General features: G+C 74.6%; 15 protein-coding genes and 1 pseudogene. 7 read left to right on the top strand and 9 right to left on the bottom strand.

Annotated elements, in window-relative coordinates; all coding sequences use genetic code 11:
* On the top strand, nt 1-995 hold a 995-nt coding region (locus tag ACY1JF_RS20655; protein WP_462706651.1), incomplete at its 5' end, for a hypothetical protein.
* A 187-nt stretch (nt 996-1,182) separates the two neighbouring features.
* On the opposite strand, the gene ACY1JF_RS20660 is transcribed toward ACY1JF_RS20655, so the two are convergent.
* Nucleotides 1,183-2,079: a L,D-transpeptidase family protein gene (locus ACY1JF_RS20660; protein ID WP_462706652.1), complete on the bottom strand. Its 897-nt coding sequence runs from the start codon at nt 2,077-2,079 to the stop codon at nt 1,183-1,185.
* A 390-nt stretch (nt 2,080-2,469) separates the two neighbouring features.
* On the opposite strand from ACY1JF_RS20660, the gene leuE reads away from it, so the two are divergent.
* The gene (gene leuE / locus ACY1JF_RS20665; RefSeq protein ID WP_462706653.1) at nt 2,470-3,114 is read left to right on the top strand and encodes a leucine efflux protein LeuE; all 645 of its coding nucleotides are present in this window, start codon (nt 2,470-2,472) and stop codon (nt 3,112-3,114) included.
* A gap of 419 nt (nt 3,115-3,533) precedes the next feature.
* On the opposite strand, the pseudogene ACY1JF_RS20670 reads toward leuE, so the two are convergent.
* Nucleotides 3,534-4,166, bottom strand: a pseudogene (locus tag ACY1JF_RS20670) (transposase); the annotation flags it as partial.
* Here ACY1JF_RS20670 and ACY1JF_RS20675 point away from each other — a divergent pair.
* The 4 genes from ACY1JF_RS20675 (at nt 4,145) to ACY1JF_RS20690 (ending at nt 7,248) form a co-directional block, all read left to right on the top strand.
* A complete protein-coding gene (locus ACY1JF_RS20675; RefSeq protein ID WP_462706654.1) occupies nt 4,145-4,282 on the top strand; it encodes a hypothetical protein in 138 nt (45 codons plus the stop codon). The pseudogene ACY1JF_RS20670 and the gene ACY1JF_RS20675 sit on opposite strands and share 22 nt — an antisense overlap.
* 37 nt (nt 4,283-4,319) lie before the next feature.
* Nucleotides 4,320-5,549 (top strand): sensor histidine kinase, encoded by a 1,230-nt coding sequence (locus ACY1JF_RS20680; RefSeq protein WP_462706656.1) that lies wholly within the window; start codon nt 4,320-4,322, stop codon nt 5,547-5,549.
* Nucleotides 5,546-6,226: a response regulator transcription factor gene (locus tag ACY1JF_RS20685; RefSeq protein WP_462706657.1), complete on the top strand. Its 681-nt coding sequence runs from the start codon at nt 5,546-5,548 to the stop codon at nt 6,224-6,226. Before ACY1JF_RS20680 ends, ACY1JF_RS20685 begins: the two co-directional genes overlap by 4 nt.
* 113 nt (nt 6,227-6,339) lie before the next feature.
* Nucleotides 6,340-7,248 (top strand): lysostaphin resistance A-like protein, encoded by a 909-nt coding sequence (locus tag ACY1JF_RS20690; RefSeq protein WP_462706658.1) that lies wholly within the window; start codon nt 6,340-6,342, stop codon nt 7,246-7,248.
* A gap of 439 nt (nt 7,249-7,687) precedes the next feature.
* Here ACY1JF_RS20690 and ACY1JF_RS20695 read toward each other — a convergent pair whose 3' ends face one another.
* Complete coding sequence (locus ACY1JF_RS20695) at nt 7,688-9,103, bottom strand: FAD-dependent monooxygenase (protein WP_462706736.1); 1,416 nt, start codon at nt 9,101-9,103, stop codon at nt 7,688-7,690.
* 93 nt (nt 9,104-9,196) lie between these two features.
* On the opposite strand from ACY1JF_RS20695, the gene ACY1JF_RS20700 reads away from it, so the two are divergent.
* Nucleotides 9,197-9,859 (top strand): TetR/AcrR family transcriptional regulator, encoded by a 663-nt coding sequence (locus ACY1JF_RS20700; protein WP_462706659.1) that lies wholly within the window; start codon nt 9,197-9,199, stop codon nt 9,857-9,859.
* 50 nt (nt 9,860-9,909) lie between these two features.
* On the opposite strand, the gene ACY1JF_RS20705 is transcribed toward ACY1JF_RS20700, so the two are convergent.
* The 6 genes from ACY1JF_RS20705 to ACY1JF_RS20730 all read right to left on the bottom strand — a co-directional run bounded on the left by ACY1JF_RS20705 (nt 9,910) and on the right by ACY1JF_RS20730 (nt 18,267).
* The gene (locus tag ACY1JF_RS20705; RefSeq protein ID WP_462706660.1) at nt 9,910-11,046 is read right to left on the bottom strand and encodes an acyltransferase family protein; all 1,137 of its coding nucleotides are present in this window, start codon (nt 11,044-11,046) and stop codon (nt 9,910-9,912) included.
* A 185-nt stretch (nt 11,047-11,231) separates the two neighbouring features.
* A complete protein-coding gene (locus ACY1JF_RS20710) occupies nt 11,232-12,158 on the bottom strand; it encodes a class I SAM-dependent methyltransferase (protein ID WP_462706661.1) in 927 nt (308 codons plus the stop codon).
* Between the two features lie 183 nt (nt 12,159-12,341).
* Entirely contained in the window at nt 12,342-13,694 is a 1,353-nt protein-coding gene (locus ACY1JF_RS20715) for a polysialyltransferase family glycosyltransferase (RefSeq protein ID WP_462706662.1), read from the bottom strand.
* Between the two features lie 3 nt (nt 13,695-13,697).
* Nucleotides 13,698-14,663: a glycosyltransferase family 2 protein gene (locus ACY1JF_RS20720; RefSeq protein WP_462706663.1), complete on the bottom strand. Its 966-nt coding sequence runs from the start codon at nt 14,661-14,663 to the stop codon at nt 13,698-13,700.
* A 149-nt stretch (nt 14,664-14,812) separates the two neighbouring features.
* Nucleotides 14,813-17,017 (bottom strand): polysaccharide pyruvyl transferase family protein, encoded by a 2,205-nt coding sequence (locus ACY1JF_RS20725; protein ID WP_462706664.1) that lies wholly within the window; start codon nt 17,015-17,017, stop codon nt 14,813-14,815.
* The gene (locus tag ACY1JF_RS20730; protein ID WP_462706665.1) at nt 17,014-18,267 is read right to left on the bottom strand and encodes a hypothetical protein; all 1,254 of its coding nucleotides are present in this window, start codon (nt 18,265-18,267) and stop codon (nt 17,014-17,016) included. Before ACY1JF_RS20730 ends, ACY1JF_RS20725 begins: the two co-directional genes overlap by 4 nt.
* Between the last annotated feature and the right edge of the window lie 63 nt (nt 18,268-18,330).

An 18,330-nucleotide genomic window follows, 5' to 3' on the forward strand; every position in this document is an offset into this window, starting at 1 on the left:
ACGCCGCCGGCGCCCCGCTGGTGCGCATCGGCGGCCGGGACGGCGCCGCCCGCCGACGCCGCCCGCTGCGGCTGGGCCTGGCCGCGATGCTGGCCGCCGGCGCGGTCGGCGGGGTCGCGGTGGCGGCCGGGACCGGCGCGCTGGTGCCGTTCGGCGACGGCCCCGGGCCCGCCTCCTCCGCCTCCGCCGCGGTCAGCCCCGACCGTCCGCTGATGTCGCCCTCCCCGCGCGACGTCCCGCGGCGCGAGGACACCGACGGCTCCGCCACCGCCCCGACCGGGGAGGGTCCCTCGGCGGACGGGGACGGCGGCGCCACGGGGCAGGACCCCGGTACGGGCACGGGCGGGGGGACCGGTACGGACCCGGCCCCCGGGTCCGGCGCCGACGGCCCGGCGGACGACGGCACCACGGCGCGCGAGGGCGTCGCCGGGTCCTGCCGCGACCTGCGCGCGGGCAGGCACCTCGACCGCGGCCGCCGACGGGCCCTGACGGAGGCGGCCGGGGGCTCCGCCCGGGTCCGGGCCTACTGCGCGAAACTCCTCGCCGGCTCCGGGGAGGGGAGCGGGAAGGGAACCGGGAACGGCGTCCCGGACGGCTCCGGGGGGAAGAGCGCGGAGAACGGCGACGGCCACACCGGGGACGAGGGCCGCGGCGGGTCCGCCACGGGCGGCGGCGAGGGCGGGGACGACCGCGCGCACGGCGGGGACACCCGGCCGACGCGGAACGCCGACGCCCTGTCGGACACGGGCGCGGACACGCGCACCGGCACCGGCGCAGGCGGCCCCCGTACCCGTGCCCGTACCGCCGAGGGCCGCGGCACGGACGGCGGTGACCGGGGGAAGAGCCGGGGGGACCGGACCGGTGCGGGGCGCTTTGGACACCGCGCGGACACCCGGCGTCCCCCGTCCGGGCCGGACCCCGCCGCGCACTCGGTGACGGGCCCGGCGACGGACTCCGGCCGGCAGGCCACCCGGGTCGTCACGGCGCCGGTGTGACACTTTCGCGGGCCCCGGCGCAGTAGGAAGTGAGCCGACTGGTCATCGGCTTCGCACCGAGCCGGGATTCCCCCCGTATCCGCGGCTCGTGCACCCGCGCGGACGGGACTCGTTCCCCCGGTCCCGTCCGCGCCCTCTCGCTTCCCCGCTCCCGCCCTCTCGCTTCCCCGCTCCCGCGCTCCCCGTCTCACCGGTACACGACGACCTTGTCGCCGTCGCGGACCTGTGCGTACAGCTGCTTGATCGCCGCCTCGTCCCGGACGTTGACGCAGCCGTGCGAGGCACCGGCGTAGCCGCGGGCCGCGAAGTCCGACGAGTAGTGCACGGCCTGGCCGCCGCTGAAGAACATCGCGTACGGCATGGCGGAGTCGTACAGCGTCGACCAGTGGTCGCGGGACTTCCAGTAGACGGAGAACACGCCCTCCCGGGTCGGGGTGCCCCGCGAGCCGAAGCGGACCTCCGTCGTCGACACGGTCCGGCCGTCGATCATCCAGCGCAGCGTCCGGCTCCCCTTGCTGATGCACAGCACCCGGCCGGTCAGACAGCGCGGGTCGGGCGCGGCGGCGGGCTGGCCGCCCATGAGGTACAGGTCCCAGTGGCCCGGCTCGCGGGTCATGCCGCGCAGCCGCTCCCAGGTGACCGTGTCCGTCCGTCCGGTCACCGGCAGCCCGCGCTTGCGCTGGAAGCCGGTGACCGCCTTCTGGGTCAACTCGTCGTAGGTGCCGGTCGGTCCGTCGTACAGCCAGCCGATCTGGCGCAGCCGGGCCTGGAGTTCGCGGACGTCCCGGCCGGTGGCGCCGGGGCCCCAGAGCACGGGGGCGGGCACCACCGGGGGCGGCGGGTCGCTGCTCCGCCGCGTGGGGGCCGCGGGAGCCGTGGGGACCGCGGGAGTCGTGGGGGCGGTCGGGGCGACGGGTGCCGTGGCCGCCGGGCCACCGCTGCCCGGCAGCTCGATGTGCACCGGCGAGCGGCCCGTCCCGTCGCCGCCGACCGGCTGCACCGTGCAGCCGGCGACACCGCCGACACCCCCGACGGCCAGCGCCAGCAGCGCGGCGAACCCCGTTCCCGTACGCGCTCTACGCATCGACGTCACCCCGGATGTCTCCCCGCCCGGAGCGGTTCCGATACACGGACGGGTGACCGCGGGCGGAAGCCGCCGCGCCCCGGCTGCGCCCGTCACGCGGTGAGCCCCGCGGCGGAGGACGCCATGGCCGTACCGCGGCGGGGACGGCCGACGGAACCCGGCGGGGGACGGCCGGCGGAACCCGGCGGGGCGACGGCGCGGGCGGGGCCGCCGGGACCGGGCGTGAGCGGGTGCGGGGTCCCGGGCTGTGGCCGCCGGGGCGCTTCGGGCGCGGCCAGGACGTGCCCCTGCCAAAGTCGGCCGGCGTCCGTGCCGAGCTGTCCGCGGGCGCCCTTCCCGACGGCTGGAACGGCGCCGCGCGTTGTCGTACCCCCGTGCGACACTCCTTTCATGTTCGGCGTCATCGATCTGCCCACCTACCTCGCGGGCCTCGCCCTCATCATCCTGCTCCCCGGGCCCAACTCCCTCTACGTGCTCTCCGTCGCCGCCCGCCGCGGCGTGCGCGCCGGGTACCGGGCCGCCGCCGGGGTCTGGTGCGGGGACACGGTGCTGATGACCCTCTCCGCCGCCGGGGTCGCCTCCCTGCTCCAGGGCAACGCCGTACTGTTCGCGATAGTGAAGTACGCCGGTGCCGGGTATCTGACCTGGCTCGCCGTCGGGATGCTGCGGGCCGCCTGGGCGATGTGGCGGGCGCGGCGCGAGCGGGCCGCGGCCCGGGTGCCGGACGCGCCCGCCGGTGACGAGCGGCCGTTCCGCCGCGCCCTGGTCGTCAGCCTGGTCAACCCGAAGGCGATCCTGTTCTTCGTCGCCTTCTTCGTGCAGTTCGTGTCAGAGTCCAACCCGGTCATGGGCTTCGTGACTCTGGGCGTACTCGCCCAGTTGGCAAGCGTGTTGTACCTGTCTGCGCTCATCTTCGGCGGGTCCCGTCTAGCTGCTGCGTTCCGTCGTCGGAGGACGCTCAGCGCAGGGGCCGCCTCGGCCGCCGGGGTGCTCTTCCTGGGGTTCGCCGTCAAGCTGTCTCTGGCAAGCGCGTAGGGGGCTGGCATGTCTCACCTTGACGATGCTGCGGCCATGCTCGCTCGTATGAGCCTCCAGGAGCAGCGCGAGGCGCTAGGAGCCCTCGGTCTGCCTGAGCGGCTCCCGAAGCAGTCTCAGGAGCCCTCCAAGGTCACTCCGTTCTCTGCCCTTGTCGGCACGCCCAGCAGGCGGAAGCGGCAACCGCTCATTGTGAGGGCCGTGCGCAGCCCCGAGGCGTCCTGACCCTCGGTTTACCCGAAGACACCAATATTGCCGTGGCCGCATAGACGGGCCTGTCGGCCCCTCGTACCGTCGTAGCCACCCGGCCCCAACAGGGGCCAGCCACAAGAGGGTTTCAGCATGGCGCGTGAGGAACTGACCCGACTGACCGGCAACGGAAACGGCACCTGCGGAAAGGGCGACTGCCCGAACGTCTACCGCACGATCAGCCGTATCCCCTTGGGCCAGCCTTTGAGGCAGTCGCCGTCGAGTTCGGCCACCCAGGCGCCGTCGCGGATCTCGCCGTCAGGCTCGACGGCCGGTGTCCAGGCCGATGCCGGGACCTTCAGGACTGCCTGGTGGATGGTGTCAGTGATGGTCATGCCGACTGAGTAGGACAGCCACCGGCCGCGGGCGGAAAGCCAGTCGACGAACTCGTGGGTGCCTCCGCCCGAGTCGGTGCGGATCAGCGTCTGCCGTCCCCGTCGGTACTTCTTCGGCAGCTGCTTCAGGGCGAGTCGGGCGGCTTGGATGTGGTCTGCGGCGGTGTTGCTGCCCGCGTTCCCGGGCCTCAGCAGCCCGGCCACCGGTTCTCCGGACCCGCCCCGTCCGTGGTCGACGAACCCCATCAGCGGATGGCGTCCGAAGGCCTTCTTCCAGGTCGCGGCCGCATCCTGTTTCTCGGAATGCGCGAGGACGAGCACCCCGTCCAGGTCCACGACCACCTGCCCGGCCGCGTCCGGCGCCGCGTCACCGGCCAACCCCCAGACATTCTCGCGGACTTGAGTGCGGGCCTGCCGCAGTGCGGTCAGCACACGCTTCCCGCCCGTTGCCAGCGTGTCGATCAAGCGGCACCAGGCTCGCCTCCGCCTTCCGCCGCCGCAGGCGCCTGTCGGCGACGGTCATCTCGGCGGCCGGGGCGCTGTTCCTGGGCTTCGCGGTGAAGCTGTCGCTGGCCAGCGCCTGACCGGCACGACACGCCGGTTCGGCACTAGGCTTCCCCCGTGGCACAAGGGACTGCGGCGGCACTGGCCAGGGGCGGGCGGGAGGCCGCGGCCCGCTGGAGCGGGCTCGGCACCGTGACCCGGGACGCGGTGGTCACCGTTCTGCTCGCGCCCGTGGTGTTCGCGCCGGTGACGGCGTCGATCGGCGCGCGGTTCGGGGACCTGCCGCAGCGGCCGTACGACCTGCTGGGGCTGGTGCTCACCGCGGCGCTGTGGCTGCCGCTGGCGGTGCGGCGGCGGTGGCCCGGGGCCTGTCTGGTGCTGGTGGCGCTCGCCTTCGGGGCACGCGAACTGATCTCCTACCCGCCGGTGTTCGCGAGCGTGGGGCTGTACGCCGCCCTGTACGGCGCGGGCGCCCACGGCGGCCGTACGGCGGACCGGGTGCTGCCGGGCGCGGGCACCGCGCTGTACGCGGCGTTCGTGCTCGGGCTGCGCGCCCGCGGCGCCCCGCACGACGGGGCCGCGTACGCGCTGATGTACCTGGTGCTGGCCGCGTTCTGGGGCGCGGGCCGCACGGTACGGGCCCGGCGGGCCGCCGAGGCGGACCGCCGGCGGCTCGCGGCCGAGGCCGCCGTGGCCCGCGAACGGGCGGGGATCGCGCGGGAGTTGCACGACGTCGTCACCCACCACGTCACCGCGATGGTGGTGCAGGCCGACGCCGCGCGGTACGTGCTCGCCACCGCCCCGGAGAAGGTCGCCACCGGGCTCGGCGCGATCAGCGACGCGGGCCGGCACGCGCTGACCGACCTCCAGTACCTGCTGGGCGTGCTCAAGGCCGACGACGGACGGCCGGACCACGCGACGGCCGCCGCGCCCGCCCCGGGCAGCCTGGCGGACCTCGTGGCGCAGACCCGGGCGGCGGGCCAGCCCGTGGAGCTGACCGAGCGCGGCGAGCGGCGGCCGATGGCGTCGGCGGTGGAACTGGCCGCCTACCGGGTGGTGCAGGAGGCGCTCACCAACGCGCTCAAGCACGCCCCGGGGCGGCCGACGCGGGTGCGGGTGGAGTACGGGACCGAGCGGCTGGAGGTGGAGGTGGTCACCGCGGCGGCCACGGCCGCGGCTACGGTGGGCGCGTCCGCCGGGCCCCGGCCGCTCGGCCGGGGCGGCGGGCACGGACTGATCGGGCTGCGCGAGCGGGTGAGCGTGTGCGGCGGCGAACTGCTGGCCGGCCCGCGGCCGGACGGCGGGTTCGGCGTCCACGCCCGGATACCACTGACGGAGGCGGTATGACCCTGCGGGTGCTGATCTGCGAGGACCAGGAGCTGGTGCGGGCCGGCTACGCGATGATCTTCTCCGCCCAGCCCGACCTGGAGGTCGTGGGCGAGGCCGCCGACGGCCGGTCGGGCGTGGAGGAGGCGCGGCGGCTGCGTCCGGACGTGGTGGTGATGGACATCCGGCTGCCCGTCCTCGACGGCATCGAGGCGACCCGGCTGCTGGCCGGGCCCGAGGTCACCGACCCGGTGAAGGTGCTGGTCGTGACCACCTTCAACCTCGACGAGTACGTGTACGAGGCGCTGCGGGCCGGCGCCAGCGGGTTCCTGCTGAAGAACGCGCCGCCGCGCGAACTGATCGACGGCATCCGCACCGTCGCCGCCGGCGAGTCGCTGCTGGCGCCCGCCGTCACCCGGCACCTCGTGGGCCGCTTCGCCGACCGCATCCGCCCGGCCGGCGGACGCCACCGGGCGGCCGTACCGGAGGAGGTGTCGATGCTCGCCCCGCGCGAGACCGAGGTACTGCGGCTGATCGCCGAGGGGCTGTCGAACGCGGAGATCGCCGACCGGATGGTGCTCAGCCGCGAGACGGTGAAGACGTACGTCTCCCGCATCCTGACCAAGCTCGACCTGCGCGACCGGGTGCAGGCGGTGGTGCTCGCGCACCGGGTGGGACTGGTGTCCGCCGACTCCTAGAAGGCCGGACAGGGTCCCCCGGCAGTGGTGCCGGTGTCCCCCCGGGGAGCCACACCGCACTGTCCGCCACGGGGGGACGTCGCGCCCCGCCGCGCGCCCATAGCGTTCCGGGCATGGACCTCACCAAGGCGGCAGCGCCGTTCTCGCTGCTCAAGCCCCTGTTCGCGCAGACGCCGGTCGTCGCCTCCCGCCGGGTGCTCCCGGCCGGTGTCCGGCTGGCGGTGCTGGTGGCGGCGTTCCTCGTCGTGACGGCGCTCGCCGCCGGGGTGCGCGCCGTGGCCGGCGGCAACCCGGTGCTCTCCCTCGTGGGCGGCGCGCTGGTCGCCGTGGGCTCGCTGTGCGCCTACGCGGCCCTCGTCCGGGCCCTGGAACGGCGCCCGGTCACCGAACTGGACCCCGCGCGGGCCCGCCCGGAGCTGCGGACGGCGATCCTGACCGGCCTCGGCCTGTTCGCCGCCACGTTCGTCCTGATCCTCCTGTGCGGCGGCGGGTACGACACCACGGGCGGGGTGTCCGTCGGCGGCGCGGTCACCGTGTTCGGGCTGATGGCGGGGGTCGCCGTCACCGAGGAACTGCTCTTCCGCGGGGTGCTCTTCCGACTGGTCGAGGAGATGGCCGGAACCACGGGCGCGCTGACGGTCTCCGCCGTGCTGTTCGGCGGGCTCCACCTGGTCAACCCCGAGGCCACCGTGTGGGGCGCGCTGGCGATCGCCGTCGAGGCCGGCCTGATGCTCGGCGCCGCCTACGCCGCCACCCGCTCCCTGTGGGTGCCGATCGGCCTGCACCTCGGCTGGAACTTCGCCGTCAGCGGGATCTTCGGCGTGACCATCTCCGGCGACGACGGCGCCCCGGCCGGTCTGCTGCGCGGCACCCTCTCGGGCCCCGAGGCGCTCACCGGGGGCGGTTTCGGACCGGAGGCGAGCGTCTTCGCCATCGTGGTCTGCGCGGTGCCGACGGTGCTCTGCCTGCGGGCGGCGCGGCGCCGGGGCCGGCTGACCGGCCGCGGGCAGCGCGCCGCCTGAGCCCCGCCGCGCCGCCCGAGCCCCGCCGAGCCGCCTGAACCCCGCCGCACCGCCCGAGCCCCGCCGCGCCGCCGTCAGCTCCGGCGCCGCCGCCCCGGCCCCCGTGCGAAGGACGCCGGACATCCGCGCCGCCGGCCACCGGCTGACGCCGGGGCCGGCGGTGCCGGGGTCCCGGCGCTCCCCGGTCCACGGGGCACGGAGCGGGAGGAAGGCGGCCGGGAGGACGGTGAAACGCCACGCCGCACGGGAACGGCGGCACAGGTACGGCTGTGCGGGAACGGCGGCCCCGGGAACGGCGGCACAGGTACGGCTGTGCGGGAACGGCGGCCCCGGGAACGGCGGCCCCGGGAACGGCGGCCCCGGGAACGGGGCCGGGCCGCAGCGGGCCGACCGCCCGCAGCGGGCGGTCCCCACGGCACGCCCTGGCCGCCGTCCGGCGTCAGCCCAGTCCCACGCGCTCCAGGTACGCAGCCGGTAGGGCCGCCCCCGAGGCGCCGGCCCAGCCGACGTGACCGTCCGGCCGGACCAGGAACAGGCCGGCCCCGTACGCCCGGTGGGCGGGTCCGCGCACCACCCGCACCGCCCCCGGCAGCGACCCGGACGGCTCGGCGTCCAGCGCGACGAGCGTCCAGTGCGGCCCCCGGAACGCGTCGAAGAGCCGTACGCCCGCCACCGTGGCGTCGGGCGCGCGGTCACCGGCCAGGACCGGGCCGCCGGGGTCGGTACGGGTCTCCCGGGCGAGTGACGACTCCCGGTAGTTCAGCCCCAGTTGGCTGGTCGCCTCCCCGCGCCGCACCTCACCCCGGTGCACGCCGCTGGTGAGCCCGAGCATCTCGGCGGCGAGCGGGCGCCGTTCCTCCTCGTAGGTGTCCAGCAGCGCGGGGTCCGCGCCCCCGCGCAGCACCGCGCCCAGCTTCCAGCCCAGGTTGTAGGCGTCCTGGACGCTGGTGTTCAGGCCCTGGGCGCCGGCCGGCGAGTGGATGTGCGCGGCGTCCCCGGCGAGGAGGACGCGGCCCGCCCGGAAGCGGTCCGCGAGGGCCTCGCGGGGCCGGAAGTCCGACGCCCAGCGCACCTCGGTGACGTCCTCGGGGGCGAGGTGGGAGCGGTCGGCGACGGCCTTGCGGACCCCGTCGGGGGACAGGTCCACCTCGGTGCCCTCCGGGCACTGGGCGTAGACCTGGAAGTCCTCGGTCCCGGCGAGCGGGCAGAGGGCCAGGACGACGCTCTCCTGGGTGACCGGCCCCTCGCCCGCCGCGAAGAAGTGCCAGTTGTCCCGGTCCAGGCCGGTGATCCGGACGTCCGCCACCAGCATCGGCCTGGGGTCGACGGTCCGGCCGGTCATGCTCACGCCGAGCGCGCGGCGCACGGCCGAGCGGCCGCCGTCGGCGGCGACCGCGTACCGGGCGCCGAGCTCCGTGCCGTCGGCGCACCGGGCCCGCACCCCGGTCCCGTCCTGGACCAGCTCCACGACCTCCCGGCCGAACGCGACCCGGCCGCCCAGCTCCGTCAGCCGCGCGTACAGGATCTCCTGGGTGCGCCACTGCGGCACCATCCACGCCGAGGCGTACGGGGCGGACTCGTCCGCATCCACCGGGTCGGCCACGTGGTGCTCACCGAGCCGCTCGCCGTCCCGCCAGACCATTCCGGCCGGGTACTCGCCGCCCGCCGCGTGGATCGCGTCGATGACGCCGAGGTCGTCGAAGACCTCCCGGGTGCGGGGCTGCAGGCCCTTGCCGCGCGAGCCGGGGAACAGCCCGTCCGCCTTCTCCACCACCAGCGCGGACACCCCACGCCGGGCCAGGTCGATACCGAGGGTGAGCCCGGTGGGACCCGCGCCCACGATCAGCACGTCCATACCGTCGGTTTCCACGCATCTCTCCTTAACGTCGTTAAGTCGCGTCGACGACGAGCATGGCCTTAACAACGTTAAGGTGTCAAGCTGTCACCCGTGGAAAGTGGAACGACCGGACGACAGCGCGCCCCCCTCGACCGCCGCCGGGTCGCGGACACGGCGCTGCGCCTGCTGAACGAGGTCGGCCTGGACGGCCTGACCCTGCGCACCATCGCCCGCGAGCTGGACGTGAAGGCGCCCGCGCTGTACTGGCACTTCAAGGACAAGCAGGCGCTGCTCGACGAGATGGCGACGGAGATGTACCGCCGGATGGTCGCCGGGACGCCCCTGGACCCGGCCGACACCTGGCGCGAGCGCCTGCTGAAGGCCAACCGGGGGCTGCGCGCGGCGCTGCGCGGCTACCGCGACGGCGCGAAGGTCTTCAGCGGCTCCCGCTTCACCGGCCCGGTGCACGCCGAGCAGATGGAGGAGACCCTGCGGCTGCTCACCGCCGCCGGCTTCACCCTCCCGCAGGCCGTCCGGGCGACCACCACGACGTACGTCTTCACCCTCGGCTTCGTCACCGAGGAACAGGGCGTCGAACCCCTGCCCGGCGAGCGGCGCGAGGGCTACGACGTGGCCGAACGCACCCGCAGGATGGCCGACTACCCGCTGAGCGCGGCGGCCGGCCCGGAGATCTTCACCGACTACGACCGGCACTTCGAGGAGGGCCTGGCACTGCTGCTCGACGGCGTCGCCGCCCGCTACGGCGTCGGCTGAACGCCCGGGGACCGCGTCCCGGTCAGCAAGTCCCGGTCAGCGCGTCCCGGTCAGCGGGTCCGCGACAGCGCCGCCCGCAGCCGCGGCGTCAGCGGCTTCTCGACGAACCGGTTCAGCAGCCAGGCCAGTACGAGCATCGAGGCGACGGTCAGCACGAACGTCACCGCCGACGGCACGCCCAGCGTGCGGTGCAGGGCGTGGATCACCACCCAGCCCAGGTGCTCGTGGACCAGGTAGAACGGGTACGTCAGCGCCCCGGCCACCGTCAGCCAGCGCCAGTTCGCCCAGCGCAGCCAGCCCAGCGCGATCGCCGCCACCGCCACGAAGCCGAAGGCGACGATCGCGACGATGCCGAAGGTGGTGCGGTGGGCGAAGGCGTTCGGGTCGTCGGCGTTCCACAGGTTGTCCACCATGTAGTGCTGCCCGATCAGGAAGCAGACGGCGGTGAGGAGCCAGGCGTGGGTGTCGTGCCGGTCGCGGTGGACCAGGTACAGGCCGATCCCGCCGATGAAGAACGGGGCGTACTCCGGCATCAGCACGACGTCGAGCAGCGGCTCCCGCGCGGCCCGCGCGAGCACCGCCGCCAGCAGCCAGCCGCCGCTGAACAGCAGCACCCGGCGGCGGTCGGCGCCGGGCAGCACCACGCACACCGCGAACAGCGCGTAGAAGCGCACCTCCACCCACAGCGTCCAGCACACGCCCAGCACCCGGTCGGCGCCCAGCGGCTGCTGCATCAGCGTCAGGTTCACCAGCGCGTCGCTGGGGGACACGGCGTCGTAGACCACCTGGGGCAGCGCGAAGACCGCCGTCACCAGGACCACCGCCACCCAGTAGGCGGGCATCAGCCGGGACACCCGGGAGGCGAAGTACGACGTCAGGGAGCGCCCCCAGCCGCTCATGCAGATCACGAACCCGCTGATCACGAAGAACACCTCGACACCGAGGCAGCCGTAGGAGAACAGCGTGTGCAGGGTCGGGAACTGGTGGTCGGCGGAGCCGCCCCAGGCGGTGGTGACGTCCCCGCCGCGGCCGCCGTAGTGGTACGCGGCCACCATCAGCGCGGCCACCAGCCGCAGTCCGTCCAGGGCGCGCAGCCGGCCGCCGGAACGCCGGTCACCGGAGGGCGCGGACAACGGGAGGCGATCACCGGACACGGCGGTCGTGGGGTGGGTCTGAGGAGTACTCACGACCGTTTCAGTCACTCTGGTGCCTCTCGTTGCCCGTGTCCGGCTGGAACAGGACGACCTTAGGGCGACGTTTGACGTACTTCCGTTCGAGTGGCTCACACTTCGCACATCTGACCCACAGCGTTCACCCAGAGGTCGCCCAGATCACCGGGGGTTCGCCCGGCGGGCCCGCCCGGCGGGTCCGCTCAGGCCGCGCGCAGGAACGCCGAGTGCGCGGCCTTGCCCAGGTAGGTGAACCGCGACGCGCCCGCCAGGTGCTTGTCGAGGGCGTCCTTGACGCCGGGCCACTTGGCGTCGCCGTAGTCGTCGAGGACGACCACCGCACCGGGCGCGGCGATCCGCTCGGCCCACTGGAGATCGGCGAGGACGCCCTCGAACGAGTGGTCGCCGTCCACGACGATCACACCGTAGGAGCGGTCGGAGACGGCCGCGCGGGTGTCGGGGTCCGCCGAGAAGCCCCGCTGGACGCGGGCGGCGGCACCCGCCGGACCGGCCAGGGACAGATTGGTGCGCACCGCCCGCTCGTCCACGGGGGCACCGGTCGGATCGGGGCGCTCGGCGTTGCCCGGCTGGAGCTGCACGCCCGCGAAGGGGTCCACGATGGTCACCCTCGGGGCACGCCCGTCGCGTTCCAGCATCCGGATCAGCCCGGCGGAGAACATGCCGTACAGGGTGCCGATCTCCAGGACGTCGTCGTTCGGCGGGTCGAGCAGCGGGATGGTGCCGAGCTTGCCGCAGATGTTCATGGTGCCGCCCGCGATCCGGCCGACCCCGAGCGACTCCAGCGCCACCAGCAGCCGGTACGCGGTGGCGACGTTGCGCTCGGCCGCCTCCCGGCTCCCGGCCAGCGCCTCCACCTCGGCGTGCAGCCGCTTCAGCGGACCGTGGCTCACGATCCGCGACAGGCCCCGGGCCCGGGAACCCAGCAGCAGCTCCACGGTGAGCCGCTGCTGCTCCAGCGGCTCCACGAGCTCCTGGAGCCGCGCCGTGCGCCGGGCGTCGGCGGCGGCCGCCGCCCGCAGGCGCCGGTCGATGCGCTGGTCGATGAGATCGGCGACCGGGCGCAGCAGACGCCGGGAGGCCGGACTGGTGAGCAGGGAGCGGCTTTTCATGGAGCGAGGACCTCAATCCGTCTCAGTCGGGTCGGAGTGGTGCGGTTCGCAAGATGGAAAGGCCGTGCTGTGGTGCGGTTCGCAAGGCGGGAAGGCTGTGCTGTGGTGCGGTCGGTAAGGCGGGAAGGCCGTGCTGTGGTGCGGTCGGCGGGGTGGGAAGGCCGTGCTGTGGTGCGGTGCCGGTCACTTCTTGGCGCCCCGGCGCACCGCCGTGCGTACGGCGGTGCGGGCGTGCCGGACCCTGAGCTGGGCACGGGAGCGCGGTCGGCTGCCGGGCAGGCCCAGCTCGGCCAGGCGCAGCTGCGGGAAGTAGTGGCCGGGGGTGTGGGCGAGGTGCTCCCGCAGCCAGGCGGCGGTCGGCTCGCGCAGCTCCGGGTAGGTGTCGGGCTGCATGCAGAAGCCGACGGCCCGGACCAGTGGAGACAGTGAGTCGGGGGCGGCGCCGACGAGGGCGGGTTCCTGGTCGCGTTCCAGGTCGGGCACGAGGTGGTCGACCACGGCCAGCGGCACGCGGTTGCTGTTGGGGTACGGGTTCAGGCGCCGCAGCACCAGCGCGGTGCCGACCCGGGCGACGGGCACCCCGTAGTACGCGGAGGCGGTCACCATCGCCGTGGAGAAGCAGCCGACGACGAGTCCGGGCCGGCAGTGGTGGTACAGCGTCTCGGCCAGCAGGGGCGCGTCCAGCACGGTGAGCCGGACCCCGGCCTCCTCCGCCGCCCTGCTCAGCGCCGTCGAGTAGCCGGCGGGAGCCGTCGGGTGGGGCTTGAAGACCACCGACCGGTGCCCGGCCCGCGCGGCCCCGGTGAGCATCCGGACGTGGAGGTCCTCCTCCTCCTCGGCGCTCAGGATGTTGATCGCGGCCAGGTACTGGCCGAGCAGCAGGGCCGTCGGCTCCTGCTCCAGGACGGGGGCCAGCCGCGGGTCGTCGGCCGAGTCCCGGGATATCTCGTCGAGTACGGCGCGGAAGGCGTCGTCGGGGACGACCTCGGGGCGCACGCCGTACTCCGACAGCAGCATCGGCGTCAGGCCCGGTATCAGGTCCAGGTGGAGCAGCCGCTGTATGCGGGCGGCGGTGGCCTGCGGGAGCCGGTTGCGGGTGGGGCCGTAGCTCATCAGGCCGTCGGCGTAGACGTGGACGGCGCTCTCGGAGAAGATGCCGGCCAGCGCCCGGCCCGGGTTGACCTGGATCGACTCGACGGCGACCTCGACCCGCTCGCGCTCGTCGATGCCCCAGGCCAGGCGGAACGCCTGCTGCCAGATCAGCGTGTCGTCGCCCCGGGGGCCCCAGGTGCTGGGGTGGAAGGGGCGGATGGCGTGGTTCCAGCTGACCACCGAGTCGAACCGCCGGGCGATCGCCTCGTAGCCGTGCATCTCGTCCAGGCGCAGCGCGGTCTCCGGGACGGCGGCGTTGTTGCAGACCAGCAGGATGCGCCGGGCGCCGCCGCGCGGCCCGAACTGCCCCGCGTCGAGCGCCGCGGCGAGGGTGGCCGCCCCGTACAGGGTGGACACCTGGAAGATCTGGGTGCAGTGGGACATGGGTCAGGCAGCCTTCCGCCCGTCGCGCAGGCGGCTGAGCGCCCTGCTCCGCGTGGTGTCGATGGTTCTCAGGGTCTCCTCCAGGGCCTCTTCCGGCATCCGGTGGAGGGCGGCCCGGGCCTCGGTGCGCAGCCGCTGGGCCGCCGCGGGTTCGTACTCGTCCACCTTGTTGAGGTGGAAGGCGATCATGGCGCAGTAGGTGCGCACCGCCTTCAGGAGGAAGCGGTCGCTCTCCGGGTCGTCCAGCACGTCCTTCAGCAACGCGTCGTACGCCGGGATGAAGTCGAGCTGCCGGTCGTCCTTGACCTGGGTCAGCGAGGTGGTGACACCGCGCCGGTAGAAGACGCCGTTCAGGCCGAGGGAGGCGTAGGAGCGGGCCTTGAGGTGCAGCCGCCAGATCCACAACCGGTCCTCGGCGGTGCGCAGCTCGGTCTGGAACCGCATGCCGCCGTTCTCGAACAGGTGGCTGCGGTAGATCCCCGCCCAGACGAAGGGGTAGTCGACCATCGTCTCCATGCTGGCCGGCGCTATCCCGTCGCGCGGGTCCATCACGGTGTTGCGGGCCGGCGCCGAGGGGCGCCGTACGACCCGCTGGACGCCGGTGGCCTGGACGTGGTCGGTGCGGGCGAAGTCGCAGCCCAGCTCCTCGACGGCGCGCACCAGTTCGGCCAGGTGGCCGGGGCCGTACCAGTCGTCCCCGTCCAGGAAGGTGAGGAAGTCGCCCCTGGCGGCGTCGATGCCGCTGTTGCGCGCCTGGGCTATGCCCAGGTTCTTCTCGTGCCGGATCACCGTGACGTTGGGGAGGCGCTTCGCCCAACGGTCGATCGTCCACGGAGTGGTGTCCGTGGACAGGTCGTCGACGATCACGAACTCGAAGTCGGGGTCCGCGTTGTTGGCGAGACTTCGCAGCGTGGTCTCGGCGAAAGCCCCCACATTGTGCATGGGGACGACGACGGACAGTCTGGGCACGCGGGCCTCTCACGTTCGAAGGGGGACAAGGAGGGAGAGAGATTAGAACAGGCTATCTGGCCCCTTTGTCGGGCGGTGGCCGGCCGGTCGCGGACGGGTGAATTCCCCTTCTCCCGCGGGTGAATTCTTGGTGACCCCGGCCCGGATTCTCATCCGGTCCCGAACACGTCCCGCAGCTCCTCGATGTTCGCCCGCGTGGTCTTCCAGAGGAATTCCTGCGCCCGGTGCACGTCCGCGACCGCGCCCGCGTGGTCGTCGAGGACCGCCCCGGCCCGCTCCGCGAGGCGCGCGCCCAGATCCCGGTCGTGCACGGACAGCCCCCACTCCTCGTGACCGATGTCGGACAGGAAATAGGCGAGCTTCGGATGGGAGACCAGGCTGAGGATCGGGGTGCCGCAGCCGAACGGGATCATCCCCGCGTGCCCGCGCATCCCGATCACCAGCCGGGTACGGCGGTACAGGTCCCGGACGCCGTCGTTGGTCATGTCGTACAACGGCTCGACGGGCAGCGTGATGCCGTGCTCCCGGCGCAGGTCGTGCACGAACCTCTCGTCCGCCGGCATGTGCGCCGCGTACCGCACGTCGGTGCGCTCCCGCAGGGAGCCGAGAGCGGTCGCCAGTTCGGCGAGGAAGTGGCCGTAGTCGTGGCCGAAGCGCAGCCCCGCCCGGTCGTAGGCGCAGTTCACCAGGACCGTGTCGGCCCGCTCGGCCGGGTCGGTCCAGCCCTCGACGAGGTACCGGGCCACCGTGGTCGGACAGGGCTGGTAGCGCACCCGGTCCCGCAGCCCGGCGGGGAGCAGCTCGCGGACCCGGTCGATCGAGCCGTGGTTGCGCAGCCCGAAGAACGCCGACTTCTCCACCAGCGCCCGCAGGCTCTCGGCGAACCGGCTCCGGCGGTACCGCTGCCCGTCGAACACGTTGTAGCCCACCGCGAACACCGCCAGCGGCGCGGTGATCCGGGCCAGCACCTCGTCCGGGATGTTCCACTGCCAGTGGCTGTTGCCGTTGGGCGAGGTGTCCGGCAGGAACAGGCCGCCGCCGCCCACGACGATCCCGCGCCGCGCGTTCAGCTCGGCCAGCCCGGCCTCGTCCACCAGCCGGTGCACCGGCTGCTGGTACCAGCGGTAGGGGCCGGTGTCCGCGTCGAAGCACATCCGCACCGCCTCGGGCAGCACCTTGTCGCCCGCGTTCTCCTGCCCCTGCGCGAACAGCGCGACGTGCGCGAACTGCTCGGCCGGCGGCGCCTGGCGCTCCGACGGCGCGGCCGGCCCGGTGCGCACGTACCAGGCGTGGCAGCCGGTGTCGGTCGGGTCGGCGGCCAGCCCGTCGCGGGCGTAGGCGTGCGCGTCCCGCTCCCGGCCCAGCAGCCAGGCCAGCCGGGCGAGCTGCGCGAAGGCGCGGGGCGCCACGTCGGGCGAGGCCGCCGCCAGCAGCAGGCGGGCCTCGGCCTCGGCGTAGCGGGACAGCGCCATCAGGCACAGGCCGAGCGTCTCCTGGCAGCGCGGCGCGTCCAGCCGGTCGCCCACCACGGGGGCGAGGACCTCCACCGCCTCGTCGTAACGCCCCTGCTGCCGGTAGACGTCGGCGACCGTGCGGGCCAGCCCCAGCGAGGGCCGCACGGCGAGCAGGTGGGGCGCGCAGTGCGCCAGCAGGTCGGGGTGCTTGCCGCCGGGCAGCGCGCAGTACGCCGCCCAGAACTCCTCGTCACCCGTCTCGAACCGCCGCCGTGCCGCGGCGGCGGGACCGAACCCGGGCGCGTCGGCCGGGTGGTCGAACCGCAACACGGCCACGTGCGGCGGCACCGGCGTGTCGTCGTCCAGCCGCCGGGTCGGGAAGTCGTACCGGCCGTCGAGCGGCACCAGCACCCCGTCGGCGGGTCCCGGCACGGGCACCTTCGCGCCGGTGAACCGGTCCGCCGCCGCCCCGTCCACGTCGTCGAGCTGGATCACGAACAGGCCGTCCGGCGACAGCGCCCGCCGGTCGTCGGGCAGCAGCCGCGGCACCGCCGCCACCCCGCGCCGCAGCCGCAGCAGTTCGCCGAGGTCCCCGAGGACGACCATGTCCGGGGTGAGGGCGACGACCGTGTCGTAGCCCTCCAGCCGGAAGGCGTCCGCGCGGCCGGCGGCCCGGCGCGGGACGATCCGCGGGTGCAGCCGCCGCAGCCCGTCGAACGCGGAGTCCGCCAGCCCGGGATGGAGGACCACGACGTCCTCGCACACCTGGGGGTTGGTCAGCGCCAGGCTGCGCAGCAGGGTGGCCACCGCGGGCAGGGTGTCCTCGCCGGTGTGGACGGCGAAGGCGATCCGGCGCTTGCCGGTGATGGTTCTGCGGTCGTCCGCCAGGGAGTGGCTCATCGCAGGGCGATCCTCATCTTGCTGTCGTCGACGTGCGTCGCGTGGTCCCGGACCCAGTCGGCCTCCCGCGGCCGCAGCCGGCCGGGCGAGGAGAAGCCGACGAGGTCCAGGCGGGGGCTGACGTCCAGGAAGTCCAGCAGCCGCAGAACGGTGAACGCGGTGCTGGTCGCCGCCTCCCAGCCGGCCTCGCCGAGCAGCGCCGGGTCGGTCAGCGGCCGGCGCAGGGAGGCGTCCCCGACGTGTTCCTGCGCGCCGGGCGCCAGCCGTTCCCGCACGGCCCGGCGCCAGGCGGCGGCCGGGTCGCCGAACACCAGCCGGACACCGGCCGGCAGGGTCCAGGCCGGTCCGTCCCAGGGGGTGTCGCCGCGCAGCGTGACGGCGTGCAGGTCGGTACGTCCGCCGCCGTCCCCGGCGCGCGGCCACAACCCGTCGCAGCGCACCACCAAATCGTAGCCGTCGAGGCCGGCGCCCGGGCCGCCCGCGGCGCTCTCCGCGTCCCCGTGCACCAGCGCGACCGACTTCCCGGCGACCAGGGCGCGCAGCCCGCTCACCCCGACCGGGGCGGTCTCGCCGGCCGCCCGCTCCGGGACGCCGTCCCGCTCGACGAGCCGCCGGTAGCCGCCGTACAGCTCCAGCAGGCGCCGCACCCGGGGGTCGGCGGGGCCGTGCTCGGCCACCCGGGCCCTGACGAAGCCGGCGAAGCGTTCCGAGGCGGCCGCCGTGGGCCCGCCCAGCACCTCGCCCAGTTCCCGGCCGGAGCCGGGGAAGAGCGCGACGGCCGCCTCCAGGCACGCCCGCCGGCGCCGCAGGGTCTCCACGCGGCGGGCCACCCGCGGCGTCCCGCCGCCGCCCTGCAGCTCCAGGTAGCGCTCGTACGCCCGCAGCGCCTCCTCCTCGCGGCCCAGCCCGTCCAGCGCCAGGCCGCGCAGCCGCCACGCGCCCTTGGACCGCTGCCGCAGCTGCGCCGAGATCCCGGCGACCTCCAGGGCGAGGCCGAGGGCGGCGTCCCCGCCGGCCTCCAGGGCCCGCTCGCCGACCTGGAGCAGGGCGGCGAAGGGGTCGGCCGACGGGGTGCCGAGAGCGGCCGTGTAGCCGCCGATCGCCTCGGTCAGCCGGGCCTGCCGGGGAGCGGACCCGGTGCCGTGCGCCGCGAGGTACGCACCGCAGCTGCGGCTCCCCGCGGCGAACAGGTCCAGCCTGGCGGCCTCCTTCTTGCGTGCCGTGAACAATCCCGCCAGGGGGTTCGTCATCGCGCTCCACCGTCCTCGGATCGGAGGACGAATGTGCCGCAGCGCGAGTGTTCGAAAGTGGCT

It is taken from the genome of Streptomyces sp. SYSU D01066-1 (assembly GCF_054956795.1).